Genomic DNA, 25,840 nt, shown 5'->3' on the forward strand with positions numbered 1-25,840 from the left:
GCGCGCCGGCTCAGCGGTACGCGGCGATGACCGGCACGACCGCCGCGGCCGACCAGGCCTGCGGACGGCACGCGGCCGGATAGGGCGCCGGGGCGGCGACATCGGCGCGGGCGTCGCCGGAGTGCAGCTCAGGCATCCGATAGTCGAATTTCTCTGCCGCCTCGACCAGGCCGGCCGCGAGCAGCCGGGCCTCGTCGCGGAAGCCCTCGCGCAGCAGTCCCGTGATCGCGATCGCGGTGTCGTGCGTCCAGACGGAACCCGTGTGGTAGCCGAGCGGCCAGAAGCCCGCCGAGCCTTCGGCGAGGGTGCGCAGCCCGAACCCGCTGTTGAGCGCGGGCGACACGAGACGCCGCGCGATGGCGGCCGCCTCGTCGGGCGAGAGGATGCCTGAACCGAGCAGGTGCCCCATGTTGCTCGCCACCGCGTCGACCGGGGCGCCGTGCGCGTCGAGCGCGATCGCCGGGTACCTGCCGTCGGCGTCTTCGAGCCAGAAGCGGGCGCGGAACCTCTCGCGCAGCGCATCGGCCCACTCGCGCCAGCCCGCCGCCTCACTCGCGACCGCGTCACCGAGGCGTTCGAGCAGCTCCGCGCCGTGGATCGCCGCCTCGTACGCGTAGCCCTGCACTTCGCTGAGCGCGATCGGGCCGTCGGCGAGGCGTCCGTCTCGCCACTGGATCGAGTCCCCCGAGTCCTTCCACCCCTGGTTGGCGAGCCCCGTGCCGCCGGCGTCGTGATAGGCGAGGAATCCGTCCTCGCGTGCGCCGTCGTCGCGCATCCACGCCAATGCGCGCCGCAGCGCAGGCATGAGCGCACGAACCTCGTCTTCCGGCGCGCCGGCCGACCAGGCGTCGTGCAGCAGGCTGATCCAGAGCGGGGTGGCGTCGACCGTGCCGAAGTACAGCGGCGGAAGCTGCACGCCCTCGCCCGGCAGGCTGAAATCGGTCGGGCGCAGTTCGTGCATGATCTTGCCGGGTGCCTCGGCGGTCGACGCATCCGTCTTCGCGCCCTGCAACCCCGCCAGGGTGCGCAGCGTCGACATCGCGAGCGGCACGTCGAGCGGCAGCAGCATGCGCGCCGCCCAGATGGAGTCCCGGCCGAAGAGCGTGAAGAACCACGGCGCACCGGCCGCGAGGAAGGTGTCGCTCTCACCGGCACGCGTCATGCGCAGCGCGTCCAGATCGGCGAGCGCCTGCGCCTGCCAGCGCGCCAGCCGGGGCTCGTCGAGGGGTGTCGGCAGCGCCGACCAGTCGGCCGGCTGCGCTGCGGCGACCACTGCCGCCGCGTCGTCGGCTGCCGCGGACCATACGAGCTCGACACGGCCGCCGGCCGGGACGTGGACGTTCCACGTGACCGCGACCTCCGAGCCCTGCGTACGGAGCGCGCCGCCCTCGGCCTGCACCCGCAACGAGACCGCGTCCCGCCGCCACGTCGCCGCCGCGCCGTCGACGTGGGCAGCCGGTGCCGCGCGCGGGTCGCGCTGCCCCGCCTTCACGAGCGGGAACGCCGAGAAGTCGACACCGAGCAAGAGCGTGACGGGCAGTTGCAACGGATGCTCGAGCGACGAGCTCACACGAATCCGCTCCTCCAGCCGCCCGGCCACCACGCTGCGCACGCGGTCGACACGCACCCGGGGATCGGCGGTCGGCTCGCCAACGCCGCGCACCACGGCACTGAAGCGCGCCGACGACGCCCCGTCGAGGACGCTGCCGATCGGCTCGGGCCGCGCATCGCCGACGCGCAGCTCAAGGCGATCGAGCACGCGCGTGTCGGAATGGTAGAGGCCGTGGATCGCCGCCTCGCCCATGTCGCCGTCGGCTGCCGACCACGCCTGCGTCGGCGCCCGCAGCAATGCGACGGCGTCATGCAGCAGCGGCTGCAGCCCCGTGCCCGTCGTGGCTGCCGTCTCAGTGACCGTCATTCCTTGACCGACCCCTCACTGGTGTTCATGATCCGTCGCTGGAAGATGAAGAACATGACGGCGACGGGGATCGTCATGATCGCTGCGGCGGCGAGCTTCAGCGGGTACTGATTGCCCTGGCCGAGCTGGCCGCTGGCGAGCGACGCGACACCCTTGGTCAGGGTCGTCAGCGCCGGATTCTGGGCGGAGATGATGAACTGCTCGAGCTCGTTCCATGAGCCCTGGAACGACATGATGATGATCGTCATGAGCGCCGGCCGAGCCATCGGCAGCACGACCGACCAGAACACGCGGAAGGTGCCCGCGCCGTCGACCCGCGCCTGTTCCTCGACGCTCGCCGGGATCGCCTCGAAGAAGCCCTTCATGATGAACACCCCCGCCGCGTCGACGAGCAACGGCAGGATCATGCCGGGGTACGTGTCGTAGAGGTGGATCTCGTTCAGCACGAGGAACTTCGGGATCATCAGCACGACCGCGGGCACGCTCATCACGGCGACGAGGCCGGCGAAGATGATGTTGCGACCGCGGAAGCGCAGGCGCGCGAGCGCGTAGCCGGCCATCGAGTCGAAGAGCACGCGGCCGACGGTGACGAAGACCGTCACGATCGCGGAGTTGAGGAACCACACCGCGAAGTCGGAGTTCACGAACAGCGTGTGCAGCGCCTGAGTCGACCACTGCGTCGGAATGAGCGATACGGGATTCGCCGTCGCATCGCCATTGGTCTTGAACGCGGTCGCGACCTGGATCAGGAACGGGAAGATGTAGATCACCGCGACCGCGATGAGCACGGCGTACAGCACGATCTGGCCGATCGTGCGCCCGGTGAAGCCCGTGCCCCGGCGGCGCCCGGCGGCATCGGTGGCGGCACCGGCGCTGGACTCACTACGCGTGTCGAGCGTTGTTCCGGTCATCATTTCCTCCCCGCGAGGCTGCTCGCCGTGAGCCCGTAGGCCCGCCGCGTGCGCCGCGATGCGTTGCGTTCACGCAGCAGCCAGCGCTGCAGGAGCGTGAACAGGATGATGATCACGAACAGGATGAAGGCGATCGCGGCGCCCTGGCCCCAGTCCTGATTGATGAAGGCGGCCTGGTACGACTGGTACGCGGGTGAGAGCGTGGTGTTCGCCGGGCCGCCCTGGGTCGCCGTGTAGATCTGGTCGAAGATCTGCCAGCAGCCGATGAGGCCGAGGGTCAGCACGGTGAACAGCGTCGGCCGCAGCTGCGGCAGGGTGACCCGCCAGAAGCGCTGCCACCCGTTCGCGCCGTCGACCATCGCGGCCTCGGTCACCTCGGTGCTGAGGTTCTGCAGCGCCGCGATGAAGATCAGCATGAACGTGCCGCTCGTCGTGAAGATCGCCATGATGATGAAGGCGGTCATCGCGACGGACGGGCCCGCCATCCAGTCCCACCAGCTGACGCCGAGGAATCCGTGGTTCGTCAGCGCGCCGGGCCCGTGCGTGATGCCGACCGCAGACAGCGCGTCCTGCACGATGCCGGACGGCTCGTTGAACCAGTTCGGCCCATTGACGCCCAGCCACGACAGCGCCTTGTTGACGGCTCCCGTCGTCGAGAACAGGAACAGCCACAGCACGGTGATCGCGACCGAGCTCGTCACAGACGGGAAGTAGAACGCGGAGCGGAAGAATCCGCGGGCCTTGAGGCCCGGCCGCTCGACGAGCACCGCGAGGAACAGGGCCACCGCCGTCTGGATCGGGACGACGAAGATCACGTACCACGCGTTGTTGCGCAGCGAGATGCCGAACAGCTGCTCGTTCAGTCCACCGCCCGAGACGAGCGAGCTGTAGTTCTTGAGGCCCACGAACTGGACGGACGAGCTGAACGGGCTGCCGTTGCCGTTCCAGTTCGAGAAGCTCACCCAGAGTGCCATCAGCACGGGAATGACGAGGAACAACCCGAGCAGCACGAGCATGGGTGCCGTGAAGAGCCAGCCGGAGGCGGCTTCGCCGCGGCGGGTGCCCCCGCGGCGAAGCCTGCCCATCCGACGAGAGGGAGTGGCCACAGTCATCGTGCGGGGCGCCTTAGTTGGTCAGCGCCGCGAGCTGCTGCTGGGCGGTAGTGAGGATCGTCTTGGGATCCTTCGTCGCGAGCTGCGCGAGCTGGCCGTCGAGGTTGGTGACGACCTGCGCCGAGTTCTTCGCGGTCGGCACGCCCTGTGCATAGGTCGCACCGTCGAGGAACGGCACCAGCGCCGGGTTCTGCTGCTTCCAGTCCGACGCCGCCGACTGCACGCTGGGCAGCACGCCGAACGCCTTCGAGAACGCGAGCTGCTGCTTGGCGGTGGTGAGGTACTCGACGAGCTTCAGCGCGGCCGCCTGGTTCGGGCTCTTCGCGGCGATGCCCCAGCAGTTCGTGAACTGGAGCGTGCCCTTGCCCTTCGGGCCGGCCGGCAGCGGCACGACGGTGTACTGGGTGCTGGGGAAGTCGTTCTTCAGCTCACCGGTGACCCAGTTGCCCTCGACCGTCATCGCGGCCTTGCCCGAGCCGAGCGCCTGCCCGCCATCGCCCTCACCGAGGTCGGCGGCGAACTTGAGCGAGCCGTTCTTGAGCATGCCCTGCACGAAGGTGAGCGCCTGCACGTTGGCGGCGCTGTCAGCGGTCGCTTTGGTGCTGGTCGCGTTCATCAGGTTGCCGCCGGCCTGCACCATGAAGGCGCCCATCCGCTCGTACTGCCCGTTCATGCTGAGGCCCACGACGTTGCCCTTGGTCAGCTTCTGGGCGACCGACTGCAGCTGCGCCCAGGTCGTCGGATAGTCGGATGCCGTGAGGCCGGCGGCCGACCAGAGCTTGTTGTTGATGACGAGCTGCAGCGTGGAGAAGTCCTTCGGCGCGCACTGAAGGTCGCCGTTGTAGGTGAAGGACTTGACGAGGCTCGGGTAGAAGTCGCTCTTGTTCGGCAGCATGCTGCCGTAGTCGAGCAGGTCGCCGGCCGATGCGTAGCCGGCGAGCGAGCTGGTCGAGAGGTAGAACACGTCGGCCGGCTTGCCCGAGGCGAAGCCCTGAGCCAGCTGCTGGTCGAGGTTGTTCGCCGCAATGACGGTCGCCTTCGTGCCGGTGGTCTTCGACCATGCGGCAACGGCCTGCGTGACCGCGGTGGTCTCGGCGGGGCCGCTGGAGCCGATCGTGATCGTGAGGGGGCTGCTGGACGAGGTCAGTTTCGAGGTCGCCCCTGGCGTGCTGCCCGAGCCCGATGAGAAGCCGGAACCGCAGCCCGTGAGGGCGAGTGCGGTGGCGGCGGCGACGGCGGCTACGACCGCCATCCGTGCTGTGCGTCGATGCATGGTGAATCTCCTTTGGCGCGACATCCGTCGTTGGATATCGGATTGGATCGATCAAATTATGCGGCTAAGCTGAACTTGAACGTTCAAATGTGATCTACGCCCACAATACTCGACTTCGATCCTTGGTCAACCGGGACAGGGTCGACCAGGGTGCGGCCAACCGGCCACGGGAAGGAGGCACGTCACCGATGAACCGCCAGCCCACCATCGTCGACGTCGCTCTCGAGGCCGGGGTCTCGCGCCAGACGGTGTCCAATGTGCTCAACACGCCGACGATGGTGCGTGAAGACACACGGCACCGCGTCGAGGCGGCGATCGAACGCCTCGGCTACCGCACACACGCATCCGCACGCCGACTGCGCACGCAGCGCAGCTCCACCATCGGCGTGCGCCTCGAGCCGAGTACCAACGGCGTCTCCGGCGCGCTGCTCGACCGCTTCCTGCACACGCTCACCGAGCAGGCCGAGGGCCAGGGCCTGCGGGTCGTGCTCTACACGGCGCGCGACGCCGAGCACGAGATCGCGCAGTTCTCCCGTCTCATCGACGGAGCCGACATCGACGGCCTGATCCTCACGTCGACCTTCTACGGCGATCCGCGCACCGAGTGGCTCGTCGCGCACAACCAGCGCTTCGTCACCTTCGGCCGCCCGTGGGGCATCAGCGATCTTGAGGACCCGCAGCACTTCTGGGTCGACGTCGACGGCCGCGCCGGAGTGCGGCAGGCGACCGAACATCTGCTTGCGGAGGGCGCGAAGACCGTCGCTTTCCTGGGTTGGCCGCGCGGCTCGGGAACGGGTGACGAACGTCGTCATGGCTGGGAGCAGGCGCTGACGGATGCCGGCATCCCGGAGGACGCGCGTCTCGAGGCCGAGACCGTCGAGTCGATCCCCGCGGCCCGCGCCGCCGCAGTGCGGCTGCTGAACGCGCACCCCGAAATCGACGCGCTCGTGGCTGTGAGCGACACCGCGGCGCTCGGGGCCCTCATCGCGAGCGACGGTGCGTTGCCGGTGGTCGGCTTCGACAACACCGCCGTCGCCGAGTCGATCGGCTTCTCGAGCGTCGACCAGCGCCTCGACGTCGTCGCGGGCGACATCCTCCGCCTCCTGAACGAGGTCGGAACGACGTCCTCAGCGCACCCCGATGCGCACACCCTCGTCACGCCGCGGCTCGTGACCCGCCCGCGAACGGGCGCACTGGAGCTGCTGCGCAGGCCGTAGGCCGCTTCTGCGAGGCGCGGTTCGTGCCCGATCACCCCGCGCCCGACGGGCTCAGAGCGCCGCGATCACCTGCCGCGCGACGGCCCGCCCGGCGCGGTTGGCGCCGATCGTCGAAGCCTGCGGCCCGTAGCCGGCGAGGAAGATACGCGGATCGGCGGCCGCCGCACCGTTCTGCACGGTCACTCCGCCACCGGGGTTGTGCAGGCGCAGCGGCGCGAGGTGCCGCAACTCGGGGCGGAACCCGGTCGCCCAGATGATCACGTCGGCCCGGGTGAACGAGCCGTCGGGCCAGCGCACGCCGTCGCGCTCGATGCGCGTGAACATCGGCCGCGCGACGAGCACGCCGCGCTCGATGCCGCCGGCGATGCGCCGCGTCTTCGCCACGGCCGTGGCATGGACGATGCTCGGCAGCGGGAGGCCGGCCCGCGCCGCCTCGTCCTGTGCGGCGACGGCACGCACGCCACCCTCCGTCGTCAGCTTCTCGTCATCGCTGAAGTCGACGGGGCGCCTCGTCGCCCAGGCGAGAGCACCGGCGACGCCCTCGAGCTCCAGCAGGAATCCGATCGCGCTCGTGCCACCCCCGACGACCACGACCGACTTGTCGCGATAGTCGTCAGCTGAGCGGTAGCCGCTCGTGTGCAGCTGCTCGCCGGCGAAGTCGCGGATGCCGGGAACATAGGGCACGAACGGGGCGCGCCAGGTGCCGCTCGCGTTGACGAGCAGTCGCGTCACGATCTCTTCGCGGTAGTCGGGGTCGTGCTCGTCGGGCACGCGTGCGTTGACGACGAGGTCGGCGCCGCGGTTGAACACGCTCATCACCTCGACGGGGCGGAACACCTGCAGTCCGAAGTGATCTTCGTATCGCCCGTAGTACTCGTCGACCACCTCTTTCGCGGGCCGGTGGTGGTCGGCGGTCGCGAACGAGAGGCCGAGCTGGTCCATGCCCGGCAGGTCGGCGACCCGATGGGCACTGCCGAGGGTGAGTGCCGACCAGCGATGCTGCCAGGCACCGCCCGGGCGCGGACCGCGATCGAGAACGACGAAGTCGACGCCCGGTTCCAGCTCGAAGCGCTTGAGGAAATAGGCGACGGAGAGTCCCGCCTGACCTGCACCGACGATCACGACCTGGGTGTGGATCGGCAGGTGCGGCACGGCGATTCCAAGGCGGCTCGAGAGCTTCGGGGTTCGGGGGCGGCGAAGCGCCTCATGCTAAACTACCCGCTAGATTTCATCTCTGTTTGAGCGCCGGGTGACTTCAGCGAGAGCCCGGCCCGTCGTCGTAAGGGGGTCTCGCATGGGGCGCGGCCGTCAAAAAGCAAAGCACACCAAGATCGCCCGCGAGTTGAAGTCCTACAGCCCGGACGTGAACTATGCGGCACTTGAGCGCGAGTTGAGCAGTCACTCGTCCGAAGAGGACCAGTACGCGGCCTGGGCCGACTACGAGCCCGAGGGCTACGAGTCGGAAGACGAGGACGAAGACGAGGACGAATACGAGGTTCGGCAGCCCAAGGGCGCCTGAGCCACGTTCGCCCGCCCCGCCTCAGCACGAGGCGGGGCTTTTCATACGCTCGTCGCCGCGGCCCGGTGCGTTCGTGCGTGGCTACCGCCGCCTCGCCTCGACGAGGAAGCGCCGGCTGTACGACACGAACGAGCCACGCGCCTCGATGAGCGTGTGCATGCGCTCGAGCTCGGAGCGGTGGCGGCTCACCGTGAACCCGGGGACCGTCCACAGCACCTTGCGCAGGAAGTAGACCACCGCGCCGACGTCGAAGAATTCGACCTTCGTCACCGCTTCGTCGATGCGCTCGAGCGTCAACCCGGCCTCCGCCACGCGCTGCCGCAGCACCGCTTCGTGGCCGGCGTCTTCGTGGGCGTCGTCCTGCGGACCGAGGAAGAACTCGTAGAGCTTGCGGTTGGTGCCCCAGCCGATCAGCTGCCCGAGGAAGGTGCCGCCCGGTGCGAGCACGCGACCGATCTCCTGCCACTGCACGGGCTTGGGGTGACGGGTCAGCACGAGGTCGAAGCTCTCGTCCGCGAACGGCAGGGGCTCCGTCGCGAGCACCTGCGCGACATCGCCGCCGAATGGGGCGAGCCGGTCGCGCGCGATCTCGAGATTCGGCGGCCACTCCTCGCTGGCGGCGACGCGGGCGGGTACGGATGCTGCGCTCGTCAGCGCCTCGGCGAACACCTCGGCGCCGCCGGTCTGCACATCGAGCGCCGCGTGAGCCGCGCCCAGGCGCTCGGCCGCCAGCCGGTGGTAGCCCCACGGTGTGCGCTCCTCGGTGGCGCGACCGGCGAACCAGGAGAAGTCCCATCCCTCAGTGGGCTCGGCGTCGCCCTCGGCGACGAGCCCGTCGAATGATCCGCTCACGACACCTGCCTTGTGGCCATTGCAAGCTGCATTGAAATACCCGGCTGGGTTCTCGCGAAGGGCTACGCCTCGTACGTGCCCACGAGACGCACCGCGCCGCCGTCGACGCCCTTGGCGCCCTGTTCGAAGCCGTCGAGCTCGCGGGCATCCGTCGACACGACGCCGACCGGCCACGTCGGAACGCCGGCCGCCGTCAGCGAGGCGATCGCGCCGTCCACTGCCTGCGGCGCGACGACGGCGAAGAAGCCGACCCCGAGATTCCAGGTGCCCTCGGCGGATTCGAGCGACGTGCCGGCCACGTCGGAGAGGACGCGGAACAGCGGCGCCGGCGCCCACGTCGCGCGGTCGACCTCGACCCAGGAGCCCCGCGGCAGGACACGTGCGAGGTTGGCGGCGATTCCCCCGCCCGTCACGTGCGAGAGCGAGTGAACGGATGCCCCGAGAGCAGGCTCCGCGAGCAGCCGCAGCAGTGGCGCGGTGTAGAGGCGCGTCGGGGTGAGGAGCGCCTCGCCCCAGGTGATGCCGAGGTCGGTGCTCTGATCGGCGAAGCCGATGCCCGCCTGCGCGAGGATGTGGCGCACGAGCGAGTAGCCGTTCGAGTGCAGGCCGGAGGACGCGAGCGCGAGCACCACGTCGCCGTGCCGCACGCGGTCGGCCCCGAGCACCGAATCCGCTTCGACGGCGCCGACGGCCGCGCCGGCCACGTCGTACTCGTCGGCCGCGATCAGCCCGGGGTGCTCGGCCGTCTCGCCGCCGATGAGTGCCGTGCCCGTCTCGGCGCACGCTCGAGCGATGCCCGCGACGATGTCGGCGATGCGGCTCGGCACGACCTTGCCGCACGCGATGTAGTCCGTCATGAACAACGGCCTCGCGCCGACGACCACGATGTCGTCGACGACCATGCCGACCAGGTCCTGACCGATGGTGTCGTGCTTGTCGAGCGCCTGCGCGATCGCCACCTTGGTGCCGACTCCGTCCGTCGACGTGGCGAGCAGCGGGCGCCGGAACTGCTTCAGGGCGGACACGTCGAAGAGCCCCGCGAAGCCGCCGACGCCGCCGAACACCTCGGGCCCGTGCGTTGCCGAGACGGCCGACTTCATCAACTCGACGGCGAGATCGCCTGCCGCCGTGTCGACCCCTGCCTCGCGGTACGTGCTGCTCGAGTGGCTGCTCACCCCTTTAGGGTAGCGAGGCCGTGGCGGTGCCTCTGGTCCAGGCGCTCGGTCGCGAAGGCGAGCAGCACGAACACCGCGACGCCGGCACCGACGAGCGCGACCCCGTTCCAGCCGCCGACGCTGTACACGTAGGGCGCGAGCAACGAGCCGGTCGCGCCGCCGAGGAAGTTCACGAAGTTGAAGGCGCTGTTGATGCGACCGCGGGCGTCTGGCTCGATGCCGTACACGATGCGCTGCCCGGCGACCTGGTTGGCCTGGGTCGACGCGTCGATGAGGACGCCCGCGATCACGAGCGGAACCAGCAGCTGCATGGCGACGGCCCAGTCGGTCACGAGGAACATCGCGGCCATCAGCGCCATGACGACGCCCGTGATCGGATTCGCCAGGCCACGGTCGCCCAGCCGGCCGGCGATCGGTGCGGCGAGCGCACCACCGGCCCCGGCGAGCGCGAACAGTGCGATCTCGAACTGGTTGAAGTGGAAGGTCGCGTGCAGCATCAGCGGCGCGCAGGTCCAGAAGAAGTTGAACGCACCGAACGCGCACGCCTGGTACAGCGCGCGGCGCTGGAGAACGCGGGACTTCGCGAGGTAGCCAAACGTGGACGCGAGGAGCTGGCCGTAGTGGATGCCTGCGTCGGGCCTACGAGTCGGCAGCGCACGCCAGAGCACCACGAAGAGCCCGGCGATGAGGATCGCCGCGATGCCGAACACCCAGCGCCAGCCGAGCAGACCGGTGACGAAGTTCGCGTACGGCCTCGACAGCATGATGCCGGCGAGCAAGCCGCCCATGATGTTGCCGATGACGCGCCCGCGCTCTCCCGCGGGGGCGAGGTGCGTGGCCATCGGAAGGACGATCTGCGCGCCGACCGAGACGACGCCGACGATGAACGACGCGATCAGGAACACTGCGGCGTTCGGTGCGAACGCGACGCCGATCAAGCCGAGGATCGTGACGCCGACCGTCGTCAGCACCACGCGACGGTTCTCCACGAGGTCGGCAAGGGTTGCAATGAGCACCAGGCCGAGCGCGTACCCGAACTGGATCAGCGTGACGACGACTCCCTCGGCGCCCTTCGAGATGCCGAGCTCACTGGTGATCGGGCCGATCGCGGCCTGGGCGTAGTACAGATTCGCGACGAGCAGGCCGCAGCTGATCGCCATGACGATGGTCAGCGAGCGCGTGAGGGTGGGTGAGTGTGCCATCGCCTCAAAACTACGTTGAGACGGATGCCCGCATTCCCCCGCGCTACAGTTGCGGGTCCCCGCGCCAGCCGTAACCGGCGCGCCGGCCGGCAGCTGCAGCGCAGGCGTGCGCACAGCAACCGCAACACGCCGTGTGCGAGACTGAAAAGGCCGAATTCTCGGCTTGCTACCCGTCTTCTTCAGGAGCCCGCTTCAGCTATGTGCGGAATCGTCGGAATCGTCTCGACCGAACCGGCCAACCAGCAGGTCTACGACAGCCTTCTGCTGCTGCAGCACCGGGGTCAGGACTCGACCGGCATCGCCACGGCTGACGGCAGCATGTTCCACATGCATAAGGCGCGCGGTCAGGTGCGCGAGGCGTTCCGCACACGCGACATGCGCTCGCTGCTCGGGAACATGGGCGTCGGGCACGTGCGCTACGCGACGAAGGGCGACGCCGCGAACGAGCAGGAGTCGCAGCCGTTCTACGTCAACGCGCCGTACGGCATCATCCTCGTCCACAACGGCAACCTCACGAACACGCGCGAGCTGACGGGCGACCTGTTCCAGATCGACCGCCGTCACATGAACTCGACGAGCGACACCGAGATGCTCGTGAACGTGCTCGCCACCGAGCTCGAGGGGCAGATCTCGGGCCTCGACCTCAGCCCCGAGCAGGTGTTCGCCGCCGTGGCCCAGGTGCACGAGCGCGTCGAGGGCTCATACGCGACGATCGCGATGATCGCCGGGCACGGGCTGCTGGCGTTCCGCGACCCGTGGGGCATCCGCCCGCTGATCCTGGGCCGTCGCACGGCGATCGGCAGCGACCGCGACGAGTGGGTCGTCGCGAGCGAGTCCCTCGTGCTCGAGGCCGGCGACTACGAAGTCGTCCGCGACATCGCACCGGGCGAGGCGATCTTCATCACCCTCGACGGCGAGCTCTACTCTCAGCAGTGCGCCCGCGAGTCACGCCTCGTGCCGTGCTCGTTCGAATACGTCTACCTCGCCCGGCCCGACTCGGTCATGAACGGCATCTCGGTGTACGAGGCACGTCTGCGGCTCGGCGACCGGCTCGCCGACACCGTCGCGCGCCACACCGCAGCCGGCGATGTCGACGTCGTCATGCCGATCCCCGACTCGTCCCGTCCTGCCGCGATGAACGTGGCGCAGAAACTCGGCATCGAGTACCGCGAGGGCTTCTACAAGAACCGCTACGTCGGCCGCACGTTCATCATGCCCGGGCAGGCCCAGCGCAAGCGCTCGGTGCGGCAGAAGCTCAACGCGATGTCGACCGAGTTCAAGGGCAAGAACGTGCTCATCATCGATGACTCGATCGTGCGCGGCACGACCTCGAAGGAGATCGTCGACATGGCGCGGCACGCGGGCGCCAACAAGGTGACGTTCGCCTCCGCCGCCCCGCCCGTACGTTTCCCGCACGTGTACGGCATCAACATGCCGTCCCGACAGGAGCTCGTCGCGTCGGGCCGCACGATTTCCGAGATCGGCACGCTGATGGGTGCAGACAACCTCATCTACCAGGAGGTCGAAGACATGAAGTCGGCGATCCTCGAGGGCCAGTCGGCGGTCACAGACCTCGAGATGAGCTGCTTCACCGGCGAGTACGTCACCGGTACTGTCACCGACGAGTACCTCGCCTGGGTCGAAGCCACGCAGCTCTCGTAACCGCGCGGAGGAAACTGCCAGCCAGGCGATCTCCGATTCCCGGCACTGTGTCAGTGCAAAAGGTGCCCGACCTTTCGCTGACGAAGCCGGAGGATCCGCGTGTCTATCGACCGCCGCCAATTCCTGACCGCAGGAAGTACCTGCCCCCTGTGGAGGTGACGATTCAAGGGCAGGTCGGCCAAGTCGTCGCGGCCGGCAGAGCGTCCGACATCGCGAGTTCCGCCTCACCGTCAAGCCTGGGCTCCGTATACGACGGCGACGACGTACAGCACATGGGTGCCACAGCCCACGAGGTTCGGACGTACGGTGCAGATGGCTTGAACAGTGCTGTCGGCCTGGGCGACCTCAGAGGTTGGGCTCTCGATGTCGTCCAACTGCGGGCGGATGTCGACGGGCACCTGTTGGGAGGCTGGCTGATCAGCGGTAGCGATCTGGGCGAAGCGGTACGAAAGCTCCAGCTCACCGGCACTCGTGAGCAAAAGCTGGCGAAGTTCCTCGCAGGCCGCTTCGGAGCCGGGTTTAGGACATCCGCGCCGCCCGTGATCACATACGTGCTGACAAGCGCTTGGCCGGCGGCGACGATACCGCGGACGGCTTTCCTCGGCTCAGCACAAAAACCCACCTCCGCACAAGCTGCCTCCTTCGCGAATGCGATTACGGAGAAGCTGGGGCAGTGATATGGAGCGAGCCCGAGGTAGCGGCCGCACCGAGCCCGACTGCGTCGCAAGCCGCCGAATTCGGAAGGGCCATCGCGATGAAGCTAGCCGACATTGCCGGAAGCTGAGTCGCGAAGCGGTGCTAGCCAGTCGCGCGCGGCAATAGTCGTTCCGCGCGTGCAGCTTTGCGCCGCGCTGCTCTACCTTGCCGTGTACCTAGGTGGGGCATGGGCGCTCTTCGCGCTGGGGTATTTTCCGTGGGGACCTTGGAGCACGGCTGCGGAGGGAGTGCACGGCTGCCTCGCCATCACCGGGATCGTCACGCTGACGCTGCTCTCCGCCGGTTACCTCATGCAGGCACGTCTTCCACCAGGTAACCGTCTCGTCCCGCCGATAGCCGCGATCACCGTGTCGTCTGCCGCGTCCGCAATCGCGGTTCCCCTGCTCCTGCTCACGATGTCGATCTCAGCCAACGTGAGCGACTCACCGTGGTGGTTCTTCCGGGCTCAGTCGCTCGAGTCGGGCCTCTGGCTTTTTCCTGCCGGCCTCCTTCAAGCGACCATCAAGGGCACCCTCTATGGCGCGCCGCGGCCTAGAGCGTTCACCCTGTCGCTTCTCGGCAGCTGGGTCCCGTCAGTGCTGCTGATCTGGAGCGCGATGCTCGCCCTGAACTAATCGAGCCCCACCAGGCTGACCTACGCCGTCAGGCGCGCGATCAACTCCGCGTAGCGGGAGGCCGTCTGCGCGACGATGTCGGCGGGCAACTCGGGCGGGGTGCCCTGCTTGTCCCAGTTGGCGGCGAGCCAGTCGCGCACGATCTGCTTGTCGAAGCTGGCCATACGCTCCTCGGGCGTCGTTCCGGCGCTCCACGTCGCGAGGTCCCAGTAGCGCGACGAGTCCGAGGTCAGCACCTCGTCGGCGAGCACGATCTCGCCCGACTCACCGTCGCGTCCGAACTCGAACTTGGTGTCGGCGATGATGAGGCCGTGCGCTTCGGCGGTCGCCGCGGCATCCGTATAGATCGTCAGCGACAGCTCGCGCAAAGCGAGTGCCGCCTCTTCGCCGACGATCTCGATCATGCGGTCGAAGCTGATGTTCTCGTCATGCTCGCCCTGCGGCGCCTTCCAGGCGGGCGTGAAGATCGGCTCGGGCAGGCGATCGCCGTTGTGGAGGCCGGCCGGCAGCGGGATGCCGGTGACCGACTGGCTCTGCTGGTACTCGGCCCAGCCGCTGCCGGTGAGGTAGCCGCGCACGACGCATTCGATCGCGAACATCTCAAGCGGCTTCACGACTGCGGCTCGGCCTGCGACCTCGGCCGGCACCCGCGCCGCACCGCCGGAAACGAGGTGGTTCGGCACGTCGAGGTGCGCGAACCACCAGTTGGACAGCTGGGTGAGCAGCTCGCCCTTGCGCGGGATACCGGGCGAGAGCACGAAGTCGAACGCGCTCACGCGGTCGCTCGCCACGACGAGCAGCTCCGGCGCGTCGCCGCTCGTCATGCCTTCCGGCACGTACAGATCGCGTACCTTTCCCGAGTACAGATGGGTCCAGCCGGGCAGTTCCTGAGCGGTCACGCGTCAATGCTAGTCAGCCGATCCGGGCGGGACTGGCGCGAACAGCCCTGCGCGTAGGTAATATGTCGTGAGAGACAACAAAGGAGTGCTCGTGGCAAAGCAGGAAGTCAATTGGTCGTCGAACTACGCGTATCGCGCCCCCGAGATCGCGCACCCGCGCACGGTCGCCGAGGTGCAGGAGCTGGTCAAGCAGGCGACGGATGCCTCGCCCGTGCGTGCCCTCGGCACCCGGCACACCTTCAATGACGTCGCCGACCCCGGCGAGGCCGGCCGGCTCGTGAACCTCGCGGAACTGCCCGCGCACATCAACATCGACTCCGAGCGGCGCATCGCCACCGTCTCCGCCGGCCTGCGCTACGGCGACGTAGCCATCGAGCTCGACAAGCAGGGCTGGGCGGTGCACAACCTCGCGTCGCTTCCGCACATCTCGGTTGCGGGCGCCGTCGCCACAGCCACGCACGGCTCCGGCTCGCGCAACGGAAACCTGGCGACGACAGTCGCCGGCATGACCTTCGTCGACGGCTCGGGCGAGCTCGTGACGCTGCGCCGCGGCGATGAGGGCTTCGAGGGCGCGGTCGTCTCGTTCGGCTCGCTCGGCATCGTGGTCGACGTCGAGCTCGACATCATCCCGAGCTTCCAGGTCGCTCAGACGGTCTTCCTCGGCGTGCCCTACGAGCGCGCGTCGGAAGCGCTCGACCTCGCCTACAGCGTGAGCGTGTTCACCGACTGGTCTCCGAAATCGGTGAACCAGCTGTGGGTGAAGGCCCGAGTCGAGGCGACCGGCGGCACCGCTGCGGCACCGGCGCTCGAGGCATCCGTTCGCGAACTCGGCGCGACCCCCGCGCTCCACAAGCTGCACCCCATCGCGAGTGTCGATGCGGCGGCGACCACTGCGCAGTTCGGCGAGCCCGGGCCGTGGCACGAGCGACTGCCGCACTTCCGTCTCGACTTCCAGCCGAGCGCCGGCGAGGAGATCCAGTCGGAGTTCCTGCTGCCCCGCCGGCACGCGGCCGCCGCGATCGCTGCCGTGCAGGAGCTGACCGAGCAGATCACCCCGATTCTGCTCGTGGGCGAGCTGCGTGCCGTCGCCGCGGACTCGCTGTGGCTCAGCACCGCGTACTCGACGGGCGACGACGACTGGACCGACGGCGCCATCGCATTCCACTTCACCTGGATTCGCGATCAAGCGGCTGCCGAGGGCGCCGCCGCGCTGCTCGAGACGGCCCTCGCCCCGTTCGGCGCGCGACCGCACTGGGGCAAGGTGTTCACGGAACCCGCGCGCATCCCGGCCCTGTACCCGAAGTTCGACGACTTCCGGGCCCTGGTCGCGAAGTACGACCCCCGCGGGGTCTTCCGCAACGCCTACACGAGGGCTCTCGGCCTCTAGGCCTGCGCCGGCAACTCGACGCGGGCCGCGATGTCGCGACGATACTGCGCGCCTTCGAGGCCGATGAGCCCGACGGCTTCGTACACGCGGCGGCGCGCCTCGGCGAAGTCGGAACCCACGGCGACCACGGACAGCACGCGGCCGCCGGTCGCGAGCAGCGTCGAGGCATCCGTCGCTGACGCCGCTGTCGCCGCGTGCAGCACCGTCACTTCCGAAACCGCCTCGGCGGCCTCGATGCCCGCGATCGGGCGCCCCGTGAGCGCATTCTCGGGATAGCCCTCGCTCGCGATGACGACTGTCACAGCGACGTCGAGCGCGAATTCGGGTCGCGGCAGGGCTGCGAGGGTTCCGGTGGCCGCGGCGTACAGCAATGTAGAGAGCGGCGTCACGAGCCGGGCGAGCACGACCTGCGTCTCGGGGTCGCCGAAGCGCGCGTTGAACTCGATGACGCGGATTCCGCGCGGGGTCATGACGAGCCCGCAGTAGAGCAGCCCGATGAACGGCGTGCCTTCGGATTCGAGCTGCCGTACGGTCGGCAGGGCGATCGTGTCGATGACCTCGTCGACGAAGTCGTCGTGCAGCCAGGGCAGCGGCGAGTATGCGCCCATGCCGCCGGTGTTCGGCCCCTCGTCGCCGTCGAGCAGGCGCTTGAAGTCCTGGGCGGGGGTGAGCGGCAGCACGTCGTGGCCGTCGCTGAACAGGAACAGTGAGACTTCGGGGCCGCCGAGGAACTCCTCGACGAGCACCGGCCCGTGCTCGAGCCAGTAGCGTGCGTGCGCGAGCGCTGCCTCGCGGTCGGGCGTGACGATGACGCCCTTCCCGGCGGCGAGACCGTCGGCCTTGATGACGTACGGTGCGCCGAACTGCGCGATGGTCGACTCGACCTCGGCGAGGGTGCCCGCCCGCACGGCGCGCCCGGTCGGCACGCCCGCCTCGTCCATGATGCGCTTGGCGAAGGTCTTCGAGCCTTCGAGCTGCGCGGCCGCCTTGCCCGGCCCGAACACCGCGATGCCCCGCTCGCGCAGCGGGTCGGCGACGCCCGCGATGAGCGGCGCCTCGGGCCCCACGACGACGAGATCGACGGCGTTCTCGATCGCCCATTCGGTCACGACGCCCGGGTCGTTCGGGTCGAGGTCGACGGTGCGCGCGACTCGCGCGATGCCGGCGTTCCCGGGTGCGACGACGACGTCGTGGTGATCGTCTTCGGACAGCAGGCTGGTGATGATCGCGTGCTCACGAGCGCCCGAGCCGAGGACCAGAATCTTCACCCCGGAATCCTACCGGCGCGCCGGTGGCAGACTTCTCGGGTGGCAAAACGGGGAATCGACGATGCGATCGGATTCGCGGCGGTCACGGCCGTGCTCGACGAGACGGATACCTCGCGAGACACCCTCGCGACCGCCGCGCGCTACCTGCTGCAGCTGCTCGCCGAGAAGGCTCCGGGGCACACCGTCGAAGTGCGCGTGCCGCCGTTCGGCGCGGTGCAGGTCGTGGAGGGGCCGCGGCACACGCGCGGCACTCCGCCGAATGTGATCGAGACGGATGCGTCGACCTGGGTTCAGCTGGCCTCCGGCCGCCTCAGCTGGGCCGACGCGGACCGGGCCGCACTGATCTCCGCGTCGGGCACGCGCGCGACCCTCGCCGATCTCCTCCCCGTGCTACCGCACAGCTTCGGCTTGGGAGAATGACATCCGTGACCGATGAGCGACCCGAGCAGTTCGACGACGAGTACGACGAGTACCCGCAGCCCGAGGTCGAAGAGACGAGCGAGGCCGCACTCGTCGAGGTGCGGCGCACGCCGAGGTACTGGAACTTCATGCTGCTCTTCGCGGTGCTATTCGGCGTCGCGATCACGATCATCACGTACTCGCTGCCCTATGACGCCTCCACGGCGACGTACAGCCGTGGCACGGTTTACGGCTTCGCCCTCGTGATCTCCGTGGCGATCGGGGTCGGCGTCGGCGCGGCCATCGCCCTGCTCGCCGAGCGCGCCTCGCGCGGCAGCATCCGTGTGGTCGAGGCCGAGCACATCACGGGCCGCATCAAAGACGACCAGCCCGACGCCTAGCGTCTGGCGCTGTCCGCACGACGGAGCGCACCGGCACGGGGAGCCGTACCGGTGCGCTCGGCGCTGGAACCGCCCGCTGCTACTCGGCGACCGGCTCGGGTGCAGCCACGTGCGCACCGTGGGTCGCCGGCGCCGCGGTGGGGGCCGCCGCCGCATCGTCGCGCAGGTGACTCGGCTTCAGGAAGAAGATCGCACACACCGCAGCGACGAGAATGACGATCGCCGGCAGCATCAGGGTCTCGCTCATCGCATTCGTGAACGCCTGCTTGAGCGCCTGCGGAAGCACCGTTGTACCCGAGGTGAGCTGCAGCCCGCCCGACAGCTTGGCGCCGGCAGGCAGTGCCGCGGACAGGTCGTGGGTGATGCGGCTCGTCATCAGCGCGGCGAGCGCCGACGAACCGATCACGGCGCCGACCTGGCGGGTCGTGTTGAACACGCCGGATCCGGCGCCCGCCATCCGTGGGGGCAGGTTGCGGTTGGCGGTGGCTGCGATCGGGCCCCACATGAACGCGCTGCCGAGACCCATCACGAACGACGGGATGAGCAGCAGCGGCCAGGCGATCGTCGGCGAGATCATGAACGAGTACAGCCACAACGCCGCACCCACGAGCAGCACGCCCGGCACGACCAGCGCGCGCGGGTGCACGCGGTCGGCGAGGCGCCCTGCGATCGGCGCGAGGACGATCGACAGCACCGCCGTCGGCGTGCTCATCAGCGCCGACTCGGTCGGCGTCATGCCGCGCACCGACTGGAAGAAGTAGATGAGCGGAATGAACATCGCCGTGATCGAGAAGCCGATCGCCGAGATCGCACCGTTGGCGAGTGAGAAGTTGCGGTCGCGGAACACCGCGAGCGGTACGAGCGGCTCCTTCTTGTTGACGGCCTGCCAGATGACGAACAGCACGATGAGTGCGACACCGCCGAGCACGGATGCCCACACCCAGCCGTTCCAGTTGTAGGTGTTCGACTCCTGCAGCCCGAACACCACCAGGAACAGGCCGGCGGCCGACAGGAACACGCCGAGCCAGTCGAAGGTGTGGCTGTGCTTCTCGAGCTGGGGCACCAGGATCAGTGCGAGCACGAACGCGACGACGCCGATCGGCACGTTGACGAAGAAGATCCACTGCCAGCCGAGGCCGTCGACGAGCACGCCGCCGAGGATCGGGCCGACGAGCGTCGCGACGCCCGCGGTCGCACCCCACAGCGCCATGGCCGTGCCGCGCTTCTCGGGCGCGAAGGTGCGCGTGATGACCGCCATCGTCTGCGGCGTCATCATGCCCGCACCGAGGCCCTGCACCGCGCGGGCGATGATCAGGTTCGCGATGCCGCTTCCGGGCAGCAGGTCCGACAGGCCGCACCACAGCGATGCGAGCGTGAAGACCACGAGACCGATGAGGTAGATGTTCTTCGGCCCGAAGCGGTCGCCGAGACGCCCGGTCACGAGCAGCGGCACCGCGTAGGTCAGGAGGTACGCACTGGTCACCCAGATGACGTCGTCGGTGGTGGTCTTGAGTCCCTCCTGAATGGAAGGGTTGGCGACCGACACGATGGTCGTGTCGATCAGGATCATGAAGAAGCCGATGACCAGCGCCCAGAGCGCGGGCCAGGGTCGGATCTCCTTGGTGTGGGTCGGGTGAGTCGTTGTCATCGCTCAGTCGTCTTTCTTCTCTTCAGTCCAATCGAGGGCACCCGAGCGAATCTCGGCGATCACCCTCTCAAGCCAGGAACGCTCGGCGTCGAACTGCGCGTGCAGGTAGTCGACGTCGAGCCAGTACTTGCGCGGCAGCTCCATGCGGTCGAGCTTCCGAACGCCGGCCGCGATCTCGTCACGGCGGACGTCGAGTTGGTGCAGACGCCGTTCGAGCAGCGTCACGACCGTCTCGTGCGGCAGGTGGTGCGCCTGCGAGATGGCCACGGGGAAAATGGGGAACTCGTATTCCGGCGACTCGATCACCGAGGCGATGCGTTCCGCCAGCGCCACGCTGCCTCGCTCCGTGATCTCGTAGGTGGTCCGCTCGGGCCGGTTGCCCTCGCGGTCGATGCCGGTGGCCCGGACGAGCCCCAGCCCGTCGAGCTTGTTGATCGTGTGGTAGAGCGACCCGGGCCGCACCTTCACGATGCGGTCTTCCGAGCGCTGGATGAGCGTCTGGTACATCTCGTACGGATGCATCGGCCGCTCACTCAGCAAAGCGAGCGCTGCCATGGCCAGTGGCGTCATTGCATCGATTATTCCGCACGGAATATTACATGTCAAATAATCCAGCAAGACCAAGCTGTGTCGGCCGGTAGAATTCTTGGTGCGCCTCGCACATCCCGCTCATCGGACGGAGAACCACGTGCCCACGATCGTCGTCGAAGTCATGCCCAAGGCAGAGCTGCTCGACCCCCAGGGCAAGGCGATCGCCGGCGCCCTCGCTCGCACCGGCCGGGGTGACTTCCAGGTGCGCCAGGGCAAGCGCTTCGAGCTCACGGCCCCGGGCGACGAGATCAGCCAGGACCTGCTCGACCACGTGCGCGAGATCGCCGCCGACGTGCTCTCCAACTCGGTCATCGAAGACGTCGTCGCGGTCCGGGTCGTAAGCGACGCTGAGCACCACGCTCACACGGGGGCGTGAGCGTGGCCAAGATCGGCGTCATCACTTTCCCCGGCTCGCTCGACGAGCGCGACGCGCAGCGCGCGATCCGCCTCGCGGGCGCCGAGCCGGTCGCGCTCTGGCACGGCCAGCACGACCTTCAGGGCGTCGACGCCCTCGTGCTGCCGGGCGGGTTCTCCTACGGCGACTACCTGCGCTGCGGCGCCATCGCCGCGCTCTCGCCGATCATGACCGAGGTCGTCGCCGCGGCGAACGCGGGCATGCCGGTCCTCGGCATCTGCAACGGATTCCAGATGCTGGTCGAGGCGCACCTACTGCCCGGCGGCCTGATCGCCAACGACCACGGCACGTTCATCCGACGCGACCAGGCGCTCACAGTGCTCAACACCGACACCGCATGGACCAACGGGTTCCAGGCCGGCGAAGAGATCGTGATCCCGCTGAAGAACGGCGAGGGCGGCTACATCGCCGATGCCGAGACCCTCGCGCGCCTCGAAGGGGAAGGCCGCGTGGTCTTCCGCTACGCCGGCGTGAACCCGAACGGCTCGCTCAACGACATCGCCGGCATCGCGAACGAGCGCGGCAACGTCGTCGGCCTGATGCCGCACCCCGAGCACGCCGTGGAAGCCGGCTTCGGTCCCGACACCCGAAAGCGCATGCGTTCGGGCGTCGATGGGCTGAGATTCTTTGCAAGCGCCCTGCAGACTCTGCAATCGGTCTAGCAGCACAGACTCAGTAGACCTCTTCCTCGATCCGAGGCAGGCTGGAGCGATGACATCGCCGTCGTCCTTCCAGCTGCTCGCCGCACCCGTCACCGCGTTCGACGCCGACGGCGGCCTCGACATCATCGCAACCGGCCGACTGTTCGCCTTCCTGCGTGACGCGGGCGTCGACGGCGTCTTCACCCCCGGCACGACCGGCGAGTTCACCGCGCTGGAAGACGGCGAACGCCTCGCGGTGATCGAGACCGCACTCGAGGAGTTCGGCCCCGACCGCACGATCGCGCACGTCGGCGCGGCGAGCGCCCGGCAGACCGCGCGCCTCGCCCACGCGGCGACCCGGCTCGGCGCGACGCGACTGGCCGCGATCACGCCGTACTACTTCCCGGCGGGCGAGCAGGCGCTGCTCGAGCATTTCCGGCGGGTGACGGATGCTGTGCCCGACGCATCCGTCTATGCCTACGTCTTCCCGCCGAGGGCCGTCACCACGGTCGCGCCCGAGACGCTCGCGCGCCTCGCCGCGCTGCCCGGAATGGCGGGAGTGAAGGTGTCGGGCCTCCCCCTCGCCGAGAATCTCGCCTATCTCGATGTCATTCCGGAAGGGTTCGAGTACTACTCGGGCAACGACGCCGACATCGTGCGGCTCGCCGCGGCCGGGGCGGCCGGCGTCGTCTCGGGCGTGTCCACGATCCTGCCCGAGCTGTTCGTCCAGGTCACGCGCGTCATCAGGGCCGGTGAGGACGCGACCGCGCTCCAGGCCGAAATCGACGACGCGGTCGCGGCGAGCGCGAGCGCCGACATCGGGGTGCTCAAAGCCGGCCTCGCGGAGCGGGGCCTCGCGGCAGGCATCCCTCGCATCTCGATCGACCCGCCGAGCGACGCGCAACTCGCCCGGGCGCACCAAACCCTCAGCCCACATCGAGCCGCGCGAACGTAGGCTCCGACCAGGAGGCTGCCATGAACAAGCTCGCCCGTTGGGTCCCCGCCCTCGCCGCTCCGGTCGTCATCGTCTGCGGGGCGATCGCGATTCCCGCCATCGCCTCCGCGCAGGGTCCGTTGCCGACGAAGACTCCGGCGCAGGTGCTCGAACTGGTGGCGAAGAGCGACACGGCGGCGTACTCGGGAACGGTGCAGCAGTCATCCGATCTCGGACTGCCCGATCTGAGTGCGCTCGAACAGCAGAGCGGCGGCGGCGCGTCGAGCAACTCGCTCGTCGACCTGCTCACCGCGGCGCACACCACGAAGGTCTACACCGACGGCGGCACCAAGCAGCGCCTGCAGGTGCTCGACAACCTCGCCGAGCGCGACGTGGTGCGTGACGGCAACAGCGTGTGGCTCTACGACTCGGCGCAGAAGCAGGCGACTCATCTCGCGCTTTCGAACGCAACCGGGGGCACGGATTCCGGTGCGCACACTCCTGCCCCCGCTGTCACTCCGGCGCAAGCCGCGGCCCAGCTCATCGCCGAGCTGAAGCCGACGACCGACTTCGGCGTCGCGAGCGACGAGCGCATCGCCGGGCGCGCGACGTACCGACTCACGCTCTCGCCCAAGACGAGCGACACGCTCGTGAACCGCGTGACGGTCGCGGTCGACTCCACGACGGGCGTCCCCCTCGACGTCGCGGTCTACGCGAAGGGCCAGGCGAAGCCCGCGGCGACCGCCGAGTTCACCTCGATCGACTACGCGACTCCCGCCGCCTCCGACTTCGCGTTCACACCGCCTGCCGGAACGAAGGTCGAGACGCAGACGATCGGCGGGGCGCAGCACCCCGGTGCGACCCAGGCGATCCCTGACGGTCAGCGCCCCACCGTTCTCGGTTCCGGGTGGAACGCGATCGCCGAGCTGCCCTCCGGCGGCCAGAGCCTCACGCAGCTCGAGAGTGGCGCGACCGCCGGTGACGGCACAAGCGGCACGGGCGGCATGGATGCCTCGTCGCTGCTGGGGCTGCTGCAGCCCGTCAGTGGCGGCCGTGGCCTGCAGACGTCCCTCATCTCTGTGCTGATCACGAACGACGGCCGGGTGCTCGCAGGTGCAGTCCCGCTGTCGTCGCTCGAGAACGCCGCTCAGTGAGCCGAGCCGTACTCGACTCGGCCCAACGGGCTGAGCCGTCGGGCGATGCCAGCCAGGTACCGGCGATCGAGGCATCCGGCCTCACCAAGATATTCGGGAAGCAGCGCGCGGTCGACGAGCTCACGCTGACCGTTCCGCGCGGCGCCGTGTTCGGCTTCCTCGGGCCGAACGGGTCGGGCAAGACCACGACGATCCGCATGCTGCTCGGCCTTGTCGCGCCGACGAGCGGGTCGATCTCGCTTCTCGGCGAGCGCATGCCGGGCGCCCTCGCGTCGGTGTTGCCCCAGGTCGGCGCGCTCGTCGAAGGCCCCGCCGGGTACCCGTTCCTCTCGGGCCGCGACAACCTCATCCGGCTGGACGCGGCCGAGGCGGGAAGCGATGCGGCGACTCGGGCCCTGCGCGTCGCATCCGCTCTCGATCGCGTCGGCCTGACCCACGCCGCCGCGAAGAAGGCGCATGCCTACTCGCTCGGCATGAAGCAGCGACTCGGCCTCGCGAACGCGCTGCTGCGCCGGCGCGAGCTCCTGGTCCTCGACGAGCCGACCAACGGGCTCGACCCGCAGGGCACGCGCGAGGTGCGGGCGCTGATCCGCGAGCTCGCGGCCGACGGCACGACAGTGTTCCTCTCGTCGCATCTGCTGTCTGAGATCGAGCAGCTCTGCACCCACGTCGCGGTGATGAGCGCGGGGCGGCTCGTGACCCAGGGCACCCTTGACGAGCTCCGCGCGGCGAGCGAACGGCGGCTGGTCGTGACGACCCCCGACACGGATGCCGCGCGCCGGGCGCTCATAGCCCGCGGCCTCGCCGTCGATCCCGCCAGCGCCGACGCGCCCGACACCGTCGCAGCGGCGCTGCCCGCGCAGGTTCCCGTCGAGGAGCTCACCGCCGCCCTGGTCGCCGCCGACGTACGGGTGCGCGGAATCGCCGCCTCGGGGGCCACGCTTGAAGAGCGCTTCGTCGCGCTCACGGGGGAGGGCTTCGATGTCGCAGGCTGACGCGCGCACAACGCGCAACCCGGCCGCGCCCCTGATCAACGAGCTCACGACGTTGTTCCGGCGCTGGCGCACGATCGCGCTGCTGTCTGCCCTCGCCGCGGTGCCCGTGCTCATCGGCATCGCCGTGCGCGTGACGCAGGGTCGGGGCGGCGGCAGCGACACCAGCGGCCCCGCGTTCGTCGGATCGATCGCACAGAACGGCCTGTTCGTGTCGTTCACCGCGCTCGTCGTCTCCATTCCGGTCTTCCTGCCGCTGACGGTCAGCGTCGTGGCGGGCGACACGATCGCGGGCGAGGCGAGCCTCGGCACGCTGCGCTATCTGCTCGTCGCACCCATCGGCCGGGTACGGCTGCTCGTCGTCAAATTCATCGGCACGCTCGCGTTCGTGGTCGCGGCAGTGCTGGCGCTCGTCGTGTTCGGCGTGCTGATCGGCGCGATCCTGTTCCACATCGGGCCGGTGCCGCTGCTGTCGGGGAACACAGTCGGCTTCGGCGGCTTCGTGGTGCGCCTGCTGCTGCTCGCCGCCTATTCCACCGTGTCGCTCGTGGGCCTGACGGCCCTCGGGCTGTTCATCTCAACGCTCACCAGCGTGCCGGTCGGCGCGATGGCGGCGACCGTGGTGCTCGCCGCCGTGACCCAGGTGGCGGACGCCCTGCCCCAGCTCTCGTGGCTGCACCCGTGGCTGTTCAGCCACTACTGGCTCGGCCTGGGCGACTTCCTGCGCTCCCCGATGGTGTGGAATTCGTTCGGCCAGAACGCCCTGCTGCAGCTCGGCTATCTCGTCGTCTTCGGCCTGCTCGCCTGGGCGCGCCTCACGACGAAGGACATCCTGAGCTGAGTTGCGCGTGAGCCCACGGCGTCACCGTGGGTGGCGCTACACCTGCCGGGCCGCGCCACAGCTGTGCGAGGCGCGCCGGCCCGCAGGTGTAGCGCGAC

At 69.1% G+C, this 25,840-nt stretch carries 26 protein-coding genes; 14 read left to right on the forward strand and 12 right to left on the reverse strand.

Annotation, left to right across the window (positions count from 1 at the left end; genetic code table 11):
- Positions 1 to 10: 10 nt before the first annotated feature.
- From ACFOYW_RS10120 to ACFOYW_RS10135, 4 genes are read right to left on the reverse strand one after another with little or no spacing between them, the layout of a single operon-like run.
- The gene (locus tag ACFOYW_RS10120) at positions 11 to 1,918 is read right to left on the reverse strand and encodes a glycogen debranching N-terminal domain-containing protein (protein WP_390228808.1); all 1,908 of its coding nucleotides are present in this window, start codon (positions 1,916 to 1,918) and stop codon (positions 11 to 13) included.
- A complete protein-coding gene (locus tag ACFOYW_RS10125; RefSeq protein ID WP_390228809.1) occupies positions 1,915 to 2,829 on the reverse strand; it encodes a carbohydrate ABC transporter permease in 915 nt (304 codons plus the stop codon). Before ACFOYW_RS10125 ends, ACFOYW_RS10120 begins: the two co-directional genes overlap by 4 nt.
- Positions 2,829 to 3,941 carry a carbohydrate ABC transporter permease gene (locus ACFOYW_RS10130; protein WP_390228810.1) on the reverse strand — a complete coding sequence of 371 codons (1,113 nt, stop codon included), beginning with the start codon at positions 3,939 to 3,941 and terminating at the stop codon, positions 2,829 to 2,831. The genes ACFOYW_RS10125 and ACFOYW_RS10130 overlap by 1 nt, the downstream gene beginning before the upstream one ends.
- Positions 3,942 to 3,954: 13 nt before the next feature.
- Entirely contained in the window at positions 3,955 to 5,214 is a 1,260-nt protein-coding gene (locus ACFOYW_RS10135; protein WP_390228811.1) for a sugar ABC transporter substrate-binding protein, read from the reverse strand.
- Between the two features lie 188 nt (positions 5,215 to 5,402).
- Here ACFOYW_RS10135 and ACFOYW_RS10140 point away from each other — a divergent pair, with 188 nt between their 5' ends.
- Entirely contained in the window at positions 5,403 to 6,431 is a 1,029-nt protein-coding gene (locus ACFOYW_RS10140) for a LacI family DNA-binding transcriptional regulator (RefSeq protein ID WP_390228812.1), read from the forward strand.
- A gap of 51 nt (positions 6,432 to 6,482) precedes the next feature.
- On the opposite strand, the gene ACFOYW_RS10145 is transcribed toward ACFOYW_RS10140, so the two are convergent.
- Positions 6,483 to 7,583 (reverse strand): FAD-dependent oxidoreductase, encoded by a 1,101-nt coding sequence (locus ACFOYW_RS10145; protein WP_390228813.1) that lies wholly within the window; start codon positions 7,581 to 7,583, stop codon positions 6,483 to 6,485.
- A gap of 142 nt (positions 7,584 to 7,725) precedes the next feature.
- Here ACFOYW_RS10145 and ACFOYW_RS10150 point away from each other — a divergent pair, with 142 nt between their 5' ends.
- Positions 7,726 to 7,950, forward strand: a complete 225-nt coding sequence (locus ACFOYW_RS10150) for a DUF3073 domain-containing protein (RefSeq protein WP_390228814.1) — start codon at positions 7,726 to 7,728, stop codon at positions 7,948 to 7,950.
- An 81-nt stretch (positions 7,951 to 8,031) separates the two neighbouring features.
- Here ACFOYW_RS10150 and ACFOYW_RS10155 read toward each other — a convergent pair whose 3' ends face one another.
- From ACFOYW_RS10155 to ACFOYW_RS10165, 3 genes are all read right to left on the reverse strand, one after another.
- Positions 8,032 to 8,802: a class I SAM-dependent methyltransferase gene (locus ACFOYW_RS10155; protein ID WP_390228815.1), complete on the reverse strand. Its 771-nt coding sequence runs from the start codon at positions 8,800 to 8,802 to the stop codon at positions 8,032 to 8,034.
- A gap of 62 nt (positions 8,803 to 8,864) precedes the next feature.
- Positions 8,865 to 9,977: a phosphoribosylformylglycinamidine cyclo-ligase gene (gene purM / locus ACFOYW_RS10160; protein ID WP_390228816.1), complete on the reverse strand. Its 1,113-nt coding sequence runs from the start codon at positions 9,975 to 9,977 to the stop codon at positions 8,865 to 8,867.
- Positions 9,974 to 11,179, reverse strand: a complete 1,206-nt coding sequence (locus ACFOYW_RS10165) for an MFS transporter (protein ID WP_390228817.1) — start codon at positions 11,177 to 11,179, stop codon at positions 9,974 to 9,976. Before ACFOYW_RS10165 ends, purM begins: the two co-directional genes overlap by 4 nt.
- A gap of 198 nt (positions 11,180 to 11,377) precedes the next feature.
- Here ACFOYW_RS10165 and purF point away from each other — a divergent pair, with 198 nt between their 5' ends.
- The 3 genes from purF to ACFOYW_RS10180 all read left to right on the forward strand — a co-directional run bounded on the left by purF (position 11,378) and on the right by ACFOYW_RS10180 (position 14,172).
- Entirely contained in the window at positions 11,378 to 12,841 is a 1,464-nt protein-coding gene (gene purF, locus ACFOYW_RS10170) for an amidophosphoribosyltransferase (RefSeq protein ID WP_390228818.1), read from the forward strand.
- 62 nt (positions 12,842 to 12,903) lie between these two features.
- Positions 12,904 to 13,518, forward strand: a complete 615-nt coding sequence (locus tag ACFOYW_RS10175; RefSeq protein ID WP_390228819.1) for a hypothetical protein — start codon at positions 12,904 to 12,906, stop codon at positions 13,516 to 13,518.
- Between the two features lie 156 nt (positions 13,519 to 13,674).
- The gene (locus ACFOYW_RS10180) at positions 13,675 to 14,172 is read left to right on the forward strand and encodes a hypothetical protein (protein WP_390228820.1); all 498 of its coding nucleotides are present in this window, start codon (positions 13,675 to 13,677) and stop codon (positions 14,170 to 14,172) included.
- Between the two features lie 20 nt (positions 14,173 to 14,192).
- On the opposite strand, the gene ACFOYW_RS10185 is transcribed toward ACFOYW_RS10180, so the two are convergent.
- Positions 14,193 to 15,071, reverse strand: a complete 879-nt coding sequence (locus tag ACFOYW_RS10185) for a phosphoribosylaminoimidazolesuccinocarboxamide synthase (protein WP_390228821.1) — start codon at positions 15,069 to 15,071, stop codon at positions 14,193 to 14,195.
- A 91-nt stretch (positions 15,072 to 15,162) separates the two neighbouring features.
- Here ACFOYW_RS10185 and ACFOYW_RS10190 point away from each other — a divergent pair, with 91 nt between their 5' ends.
- Entirely contained in the window at positions 15,163 to 16,458 is a 1,296-nt protein-coding gene (locus ACFOYW_RS10190; protein ID WP_390228822.1) for an FAD-binding protein, read from the forward strand.
- Here ACFOYW_RS10190 and purD read toward each other — a convergent pair.
- Complete coding sequence (gene purD, locus ACFOYW_RS10195) at positions 16,455 to 17,726, reverse strand: phosphoribosylamine--glycine ligase (RefSeq protein WP_390228823.1); 1,272 nt, start codon at positions 17,724 to 17,726, stop codon at positions 16,455 to 16,457. The two genes, ACFOYW_RS10190 and purD, sit on opposite strands and share 4 nt — an antisense overlap.
- A 39-nt stretch (positions 17,727 to 17,765) precedes the next feature.
- Between purD and ACFOYW_RS10200 the strand changes: the two genes are divergently transcribed.
- The gene (locus ACFOYW_RS10200) at positions 17,766 to 18,146 is read left to right on the forward strand and encodes a sterol carrier family protein (protein WP_390228824.1); all 381 of its coding nucleotides are present in this window, start codon (positions 17,766 to 17,768) and stop codon (positions 18,144 to 18,146) included.
- Positions 18,147 to 18,151: 5 nt separating this feature from the next.
- Positions 18,152 to 18,526, forward strand: coding sequence for a hypothetical protein (locus tag ACFOYW_RS10205; RefSeq protein ID WP_390228825.1), 375 nt, complete (start codon positions 18,152 to 18,154; stop codon positions 18,524 to 18,526).
- Between the two features lie 79 nt (positions 18,527 to 18,605).
- Here ACFOYW_RS10205 and ACFOYW_RS10210 read toward each other — a convergent pair whose 3' ends face one another.
- On the reverse strand, positions 18,606 to 20,174 hold the full coding sequence (locus ACFOYW_RS10210; protein ID WP_390228826.1) for a DHA2 family efflux MFS transporter permease subunit: 1,569 nt from the start codon (positions 20,172 to 20,174) through the stop codon (positions 18,606 to 18,608).
- 3 nt (positions 20,175 to 20,177) lie between these two features.
- Positions 20,178 to 20,744: a PadR family transcriptional regulator gene (locus ACFOYW_RS10215; protein WP_390228827.1), complete on the reverse strand. Its 567-nt coding sequence runs from the start codon at positions 20,742 to 20,744 to the stop codon at positions 20,178 to 20,180.
- Between the two features lie 118 nt (positions 20,745 to 20,862).
- On the opposite strand from ACFOYW_RS10215, the gene ACFOYW_RS10220 reads away from it, so the two are divergent.
- From ACFOYW_RS10220 to ACFOYW_RS10245, 6 genes are all read left to right on the forward strand, one after another.
- Positions 20,863 to 21,141, forward strand: coding sequence for a phosphoribosylformylglycinamidine synthase subunit PurS (locus ACFOYW_RS10220; protein ID WP_390228828.1), 279 nt, complete (start codon positions 20,863 to 20,865; stop codon positions 21,139 to 21,141).
- A gap of 2 nt (positions 21,142 to 21,143) precedes the next feature.
- A complete protein-coding gene (gene purQ, locus ACFOYW_RS10225; protein ID WP_390228829.1) occupies positions 21,144 to 21,842 on the forward strand; it encodes a phosphoribosylformylglycinamidine synthase subunit PurQ in 699 nt (232 codons plus the stop codon).
- Between the two features lie 49 nt (positions 21,843 to 21,891).
- Positions 21,892 to 22,776 carry a dihydrodipicolinate synthase family protein gene (locus ACFOYW_RS10230; RefSeq protein WP_390228830.1) on the forward strand — a complete coding sequence of 295 codons (885 nt, stop codon included), beginning with the start codon at positions 21,892 to 21,894 and terminating at the stop codon, positions 22,774 to 22,776.
- A 20-nt stretch (positions 22,777 to 22,796) separates the two neighbouring features.
- Positions 22,797 to 23,909, forward strand: coding sequence for a LolA family protein (locus tag ACFOYW_RS10235; protein ID WP_390228831.1), 1,113 nt, complete (start codon positions 22,797 to 22,799; stop codon positions 23,907 to 23,909).
- Between the two features lie 65 nt (positions 23,910 to 23,974).
- Positions 23,975 to 24,904: an ABC transporter ATP-binding protein gene (locus tag ACFOYW_RS10240; RefSeq protein ID WP_390229610.1), complete on the forward strand. Its 930-nt coding sequence runs from the start codon at positions 23,975 to 23,977 to the stop codon at positions 24,902 to 24,904.
- A complete protein-coding gene (locus ACFOYW_RS10245) occupies positions 24,891 to 25,742 on the forward strand; it encodes an ABC transporter permease (protein ID WP_390228832.1) in 852 nt (283 codons plus the stop codon). Before ACFOYW_RS10240 ends, ACFOYW_RS10245 begins: the two co-directional genes overlap by 14 nt.
- Positions 25,743 to 25,840: the final 98 nt, after the last annotated feature.

The organism is Gryllotalpicola reticulitermitis, assembly GCF_042651345.1.
In the GTDB taxonomy this organism is placed as follows: Bacteria; Actinomycetota; Actinomycetes; order Actinomycetales; family Microbacteriaceae; genus Gryllotalpicola; species Gryllotalpicola reticulitermitis.

Coding starts and splice junctions, on each gene's coding strand:
- ACFOYW_RS10120 (WP_390228808.1), bottom strand. CDS start 1,918: ATGACGGTCACTGAGACGGCAGCCACGACGGGCACGGGGCTGCAGCCG.
- ACFOYW_RS10125 (WP_390228809.1), bottom strand. CDS start 2,829: ATGACCGGAACAACGCTCGACACGCGTAGTGAGTCCAGCGCCGGTGCC.
- ACFOYW_RS10130 (WP_390228810.1), bottom strand. CDS start 3,941: ATGACTGTGGCCACTCCCTCTCGTCGGATGGGCAGGCTTCGCCGCGGG.
- ACFOYW_RS10135 (WP_390228811.1), bottom strand. CDS start 5,214: ATGCATCGACGCACAGCACGGATGGCGGTCGTAGCCGCCGTCGCCGCC.
- ACFOYW_RS10140 (WP_390228812.1), top strand. CDS start 5,403: ATGAACCGCCAGCCCACCATCGTCGACGTCGCTCTCGAGGCCGGGGTC.
- ACFOYW_RS10150 (WP_390228814.1), top strand. CDS start 7,726: ATGGGGCGCGGCCGTCAAAAAGCAAAGCACACCAAGATCGCCCGCGAG.
- ACFOYW_RS10165 (WP_390228817.1), bottom strand. CDS start 11,179: ATGGCACACTCACCCACCCTCACGCGCTCGCTGACCATCGTCATGGCG.
- purF (WP_390228818.1), top strand. CDS start 11,378: ATGTGCGGAATCGTCGGAATCGTCTCGACCGAACCGGCCAACCAGCAG.
- ACFOYW_RS10210 (WP_390228826.1), bottom strand. CDS start 20,174: ATGACAACGACTCACCCGACCCACACCAAGGAGATCCGACCCTGGCCC.
- ACFOYW_RS10215 (WP_390228827.1), bottom strand. CDS start 20,744: ATGACGCCACTGGCCATGGCAGCGCTCGCTTTGCTGAGTGAGCGGCCG.
- ACFOYW_RS10230 (WP_390228830.1), top strand. CDS start 21,892: ATGACATCGCCGTCGTCCTTCCAGCTGCTCGCCGCACCCGTCACCGCG.
- ACFOYW_RS10235 (WP_390228831.1), top strand. CDS start 22,797: ATGAACAAGCTCGCCCGTTGGGTCCCCGCCCTCGCCGCTCCGGTCGTC.
- ACFOYW_RS10245 (WP_390228832.1), top strand. CDS start 24,891: ATGTCGCAGGCTGACGCGCGCACAACGCGCAACCCGGCCGCGCCCCTG.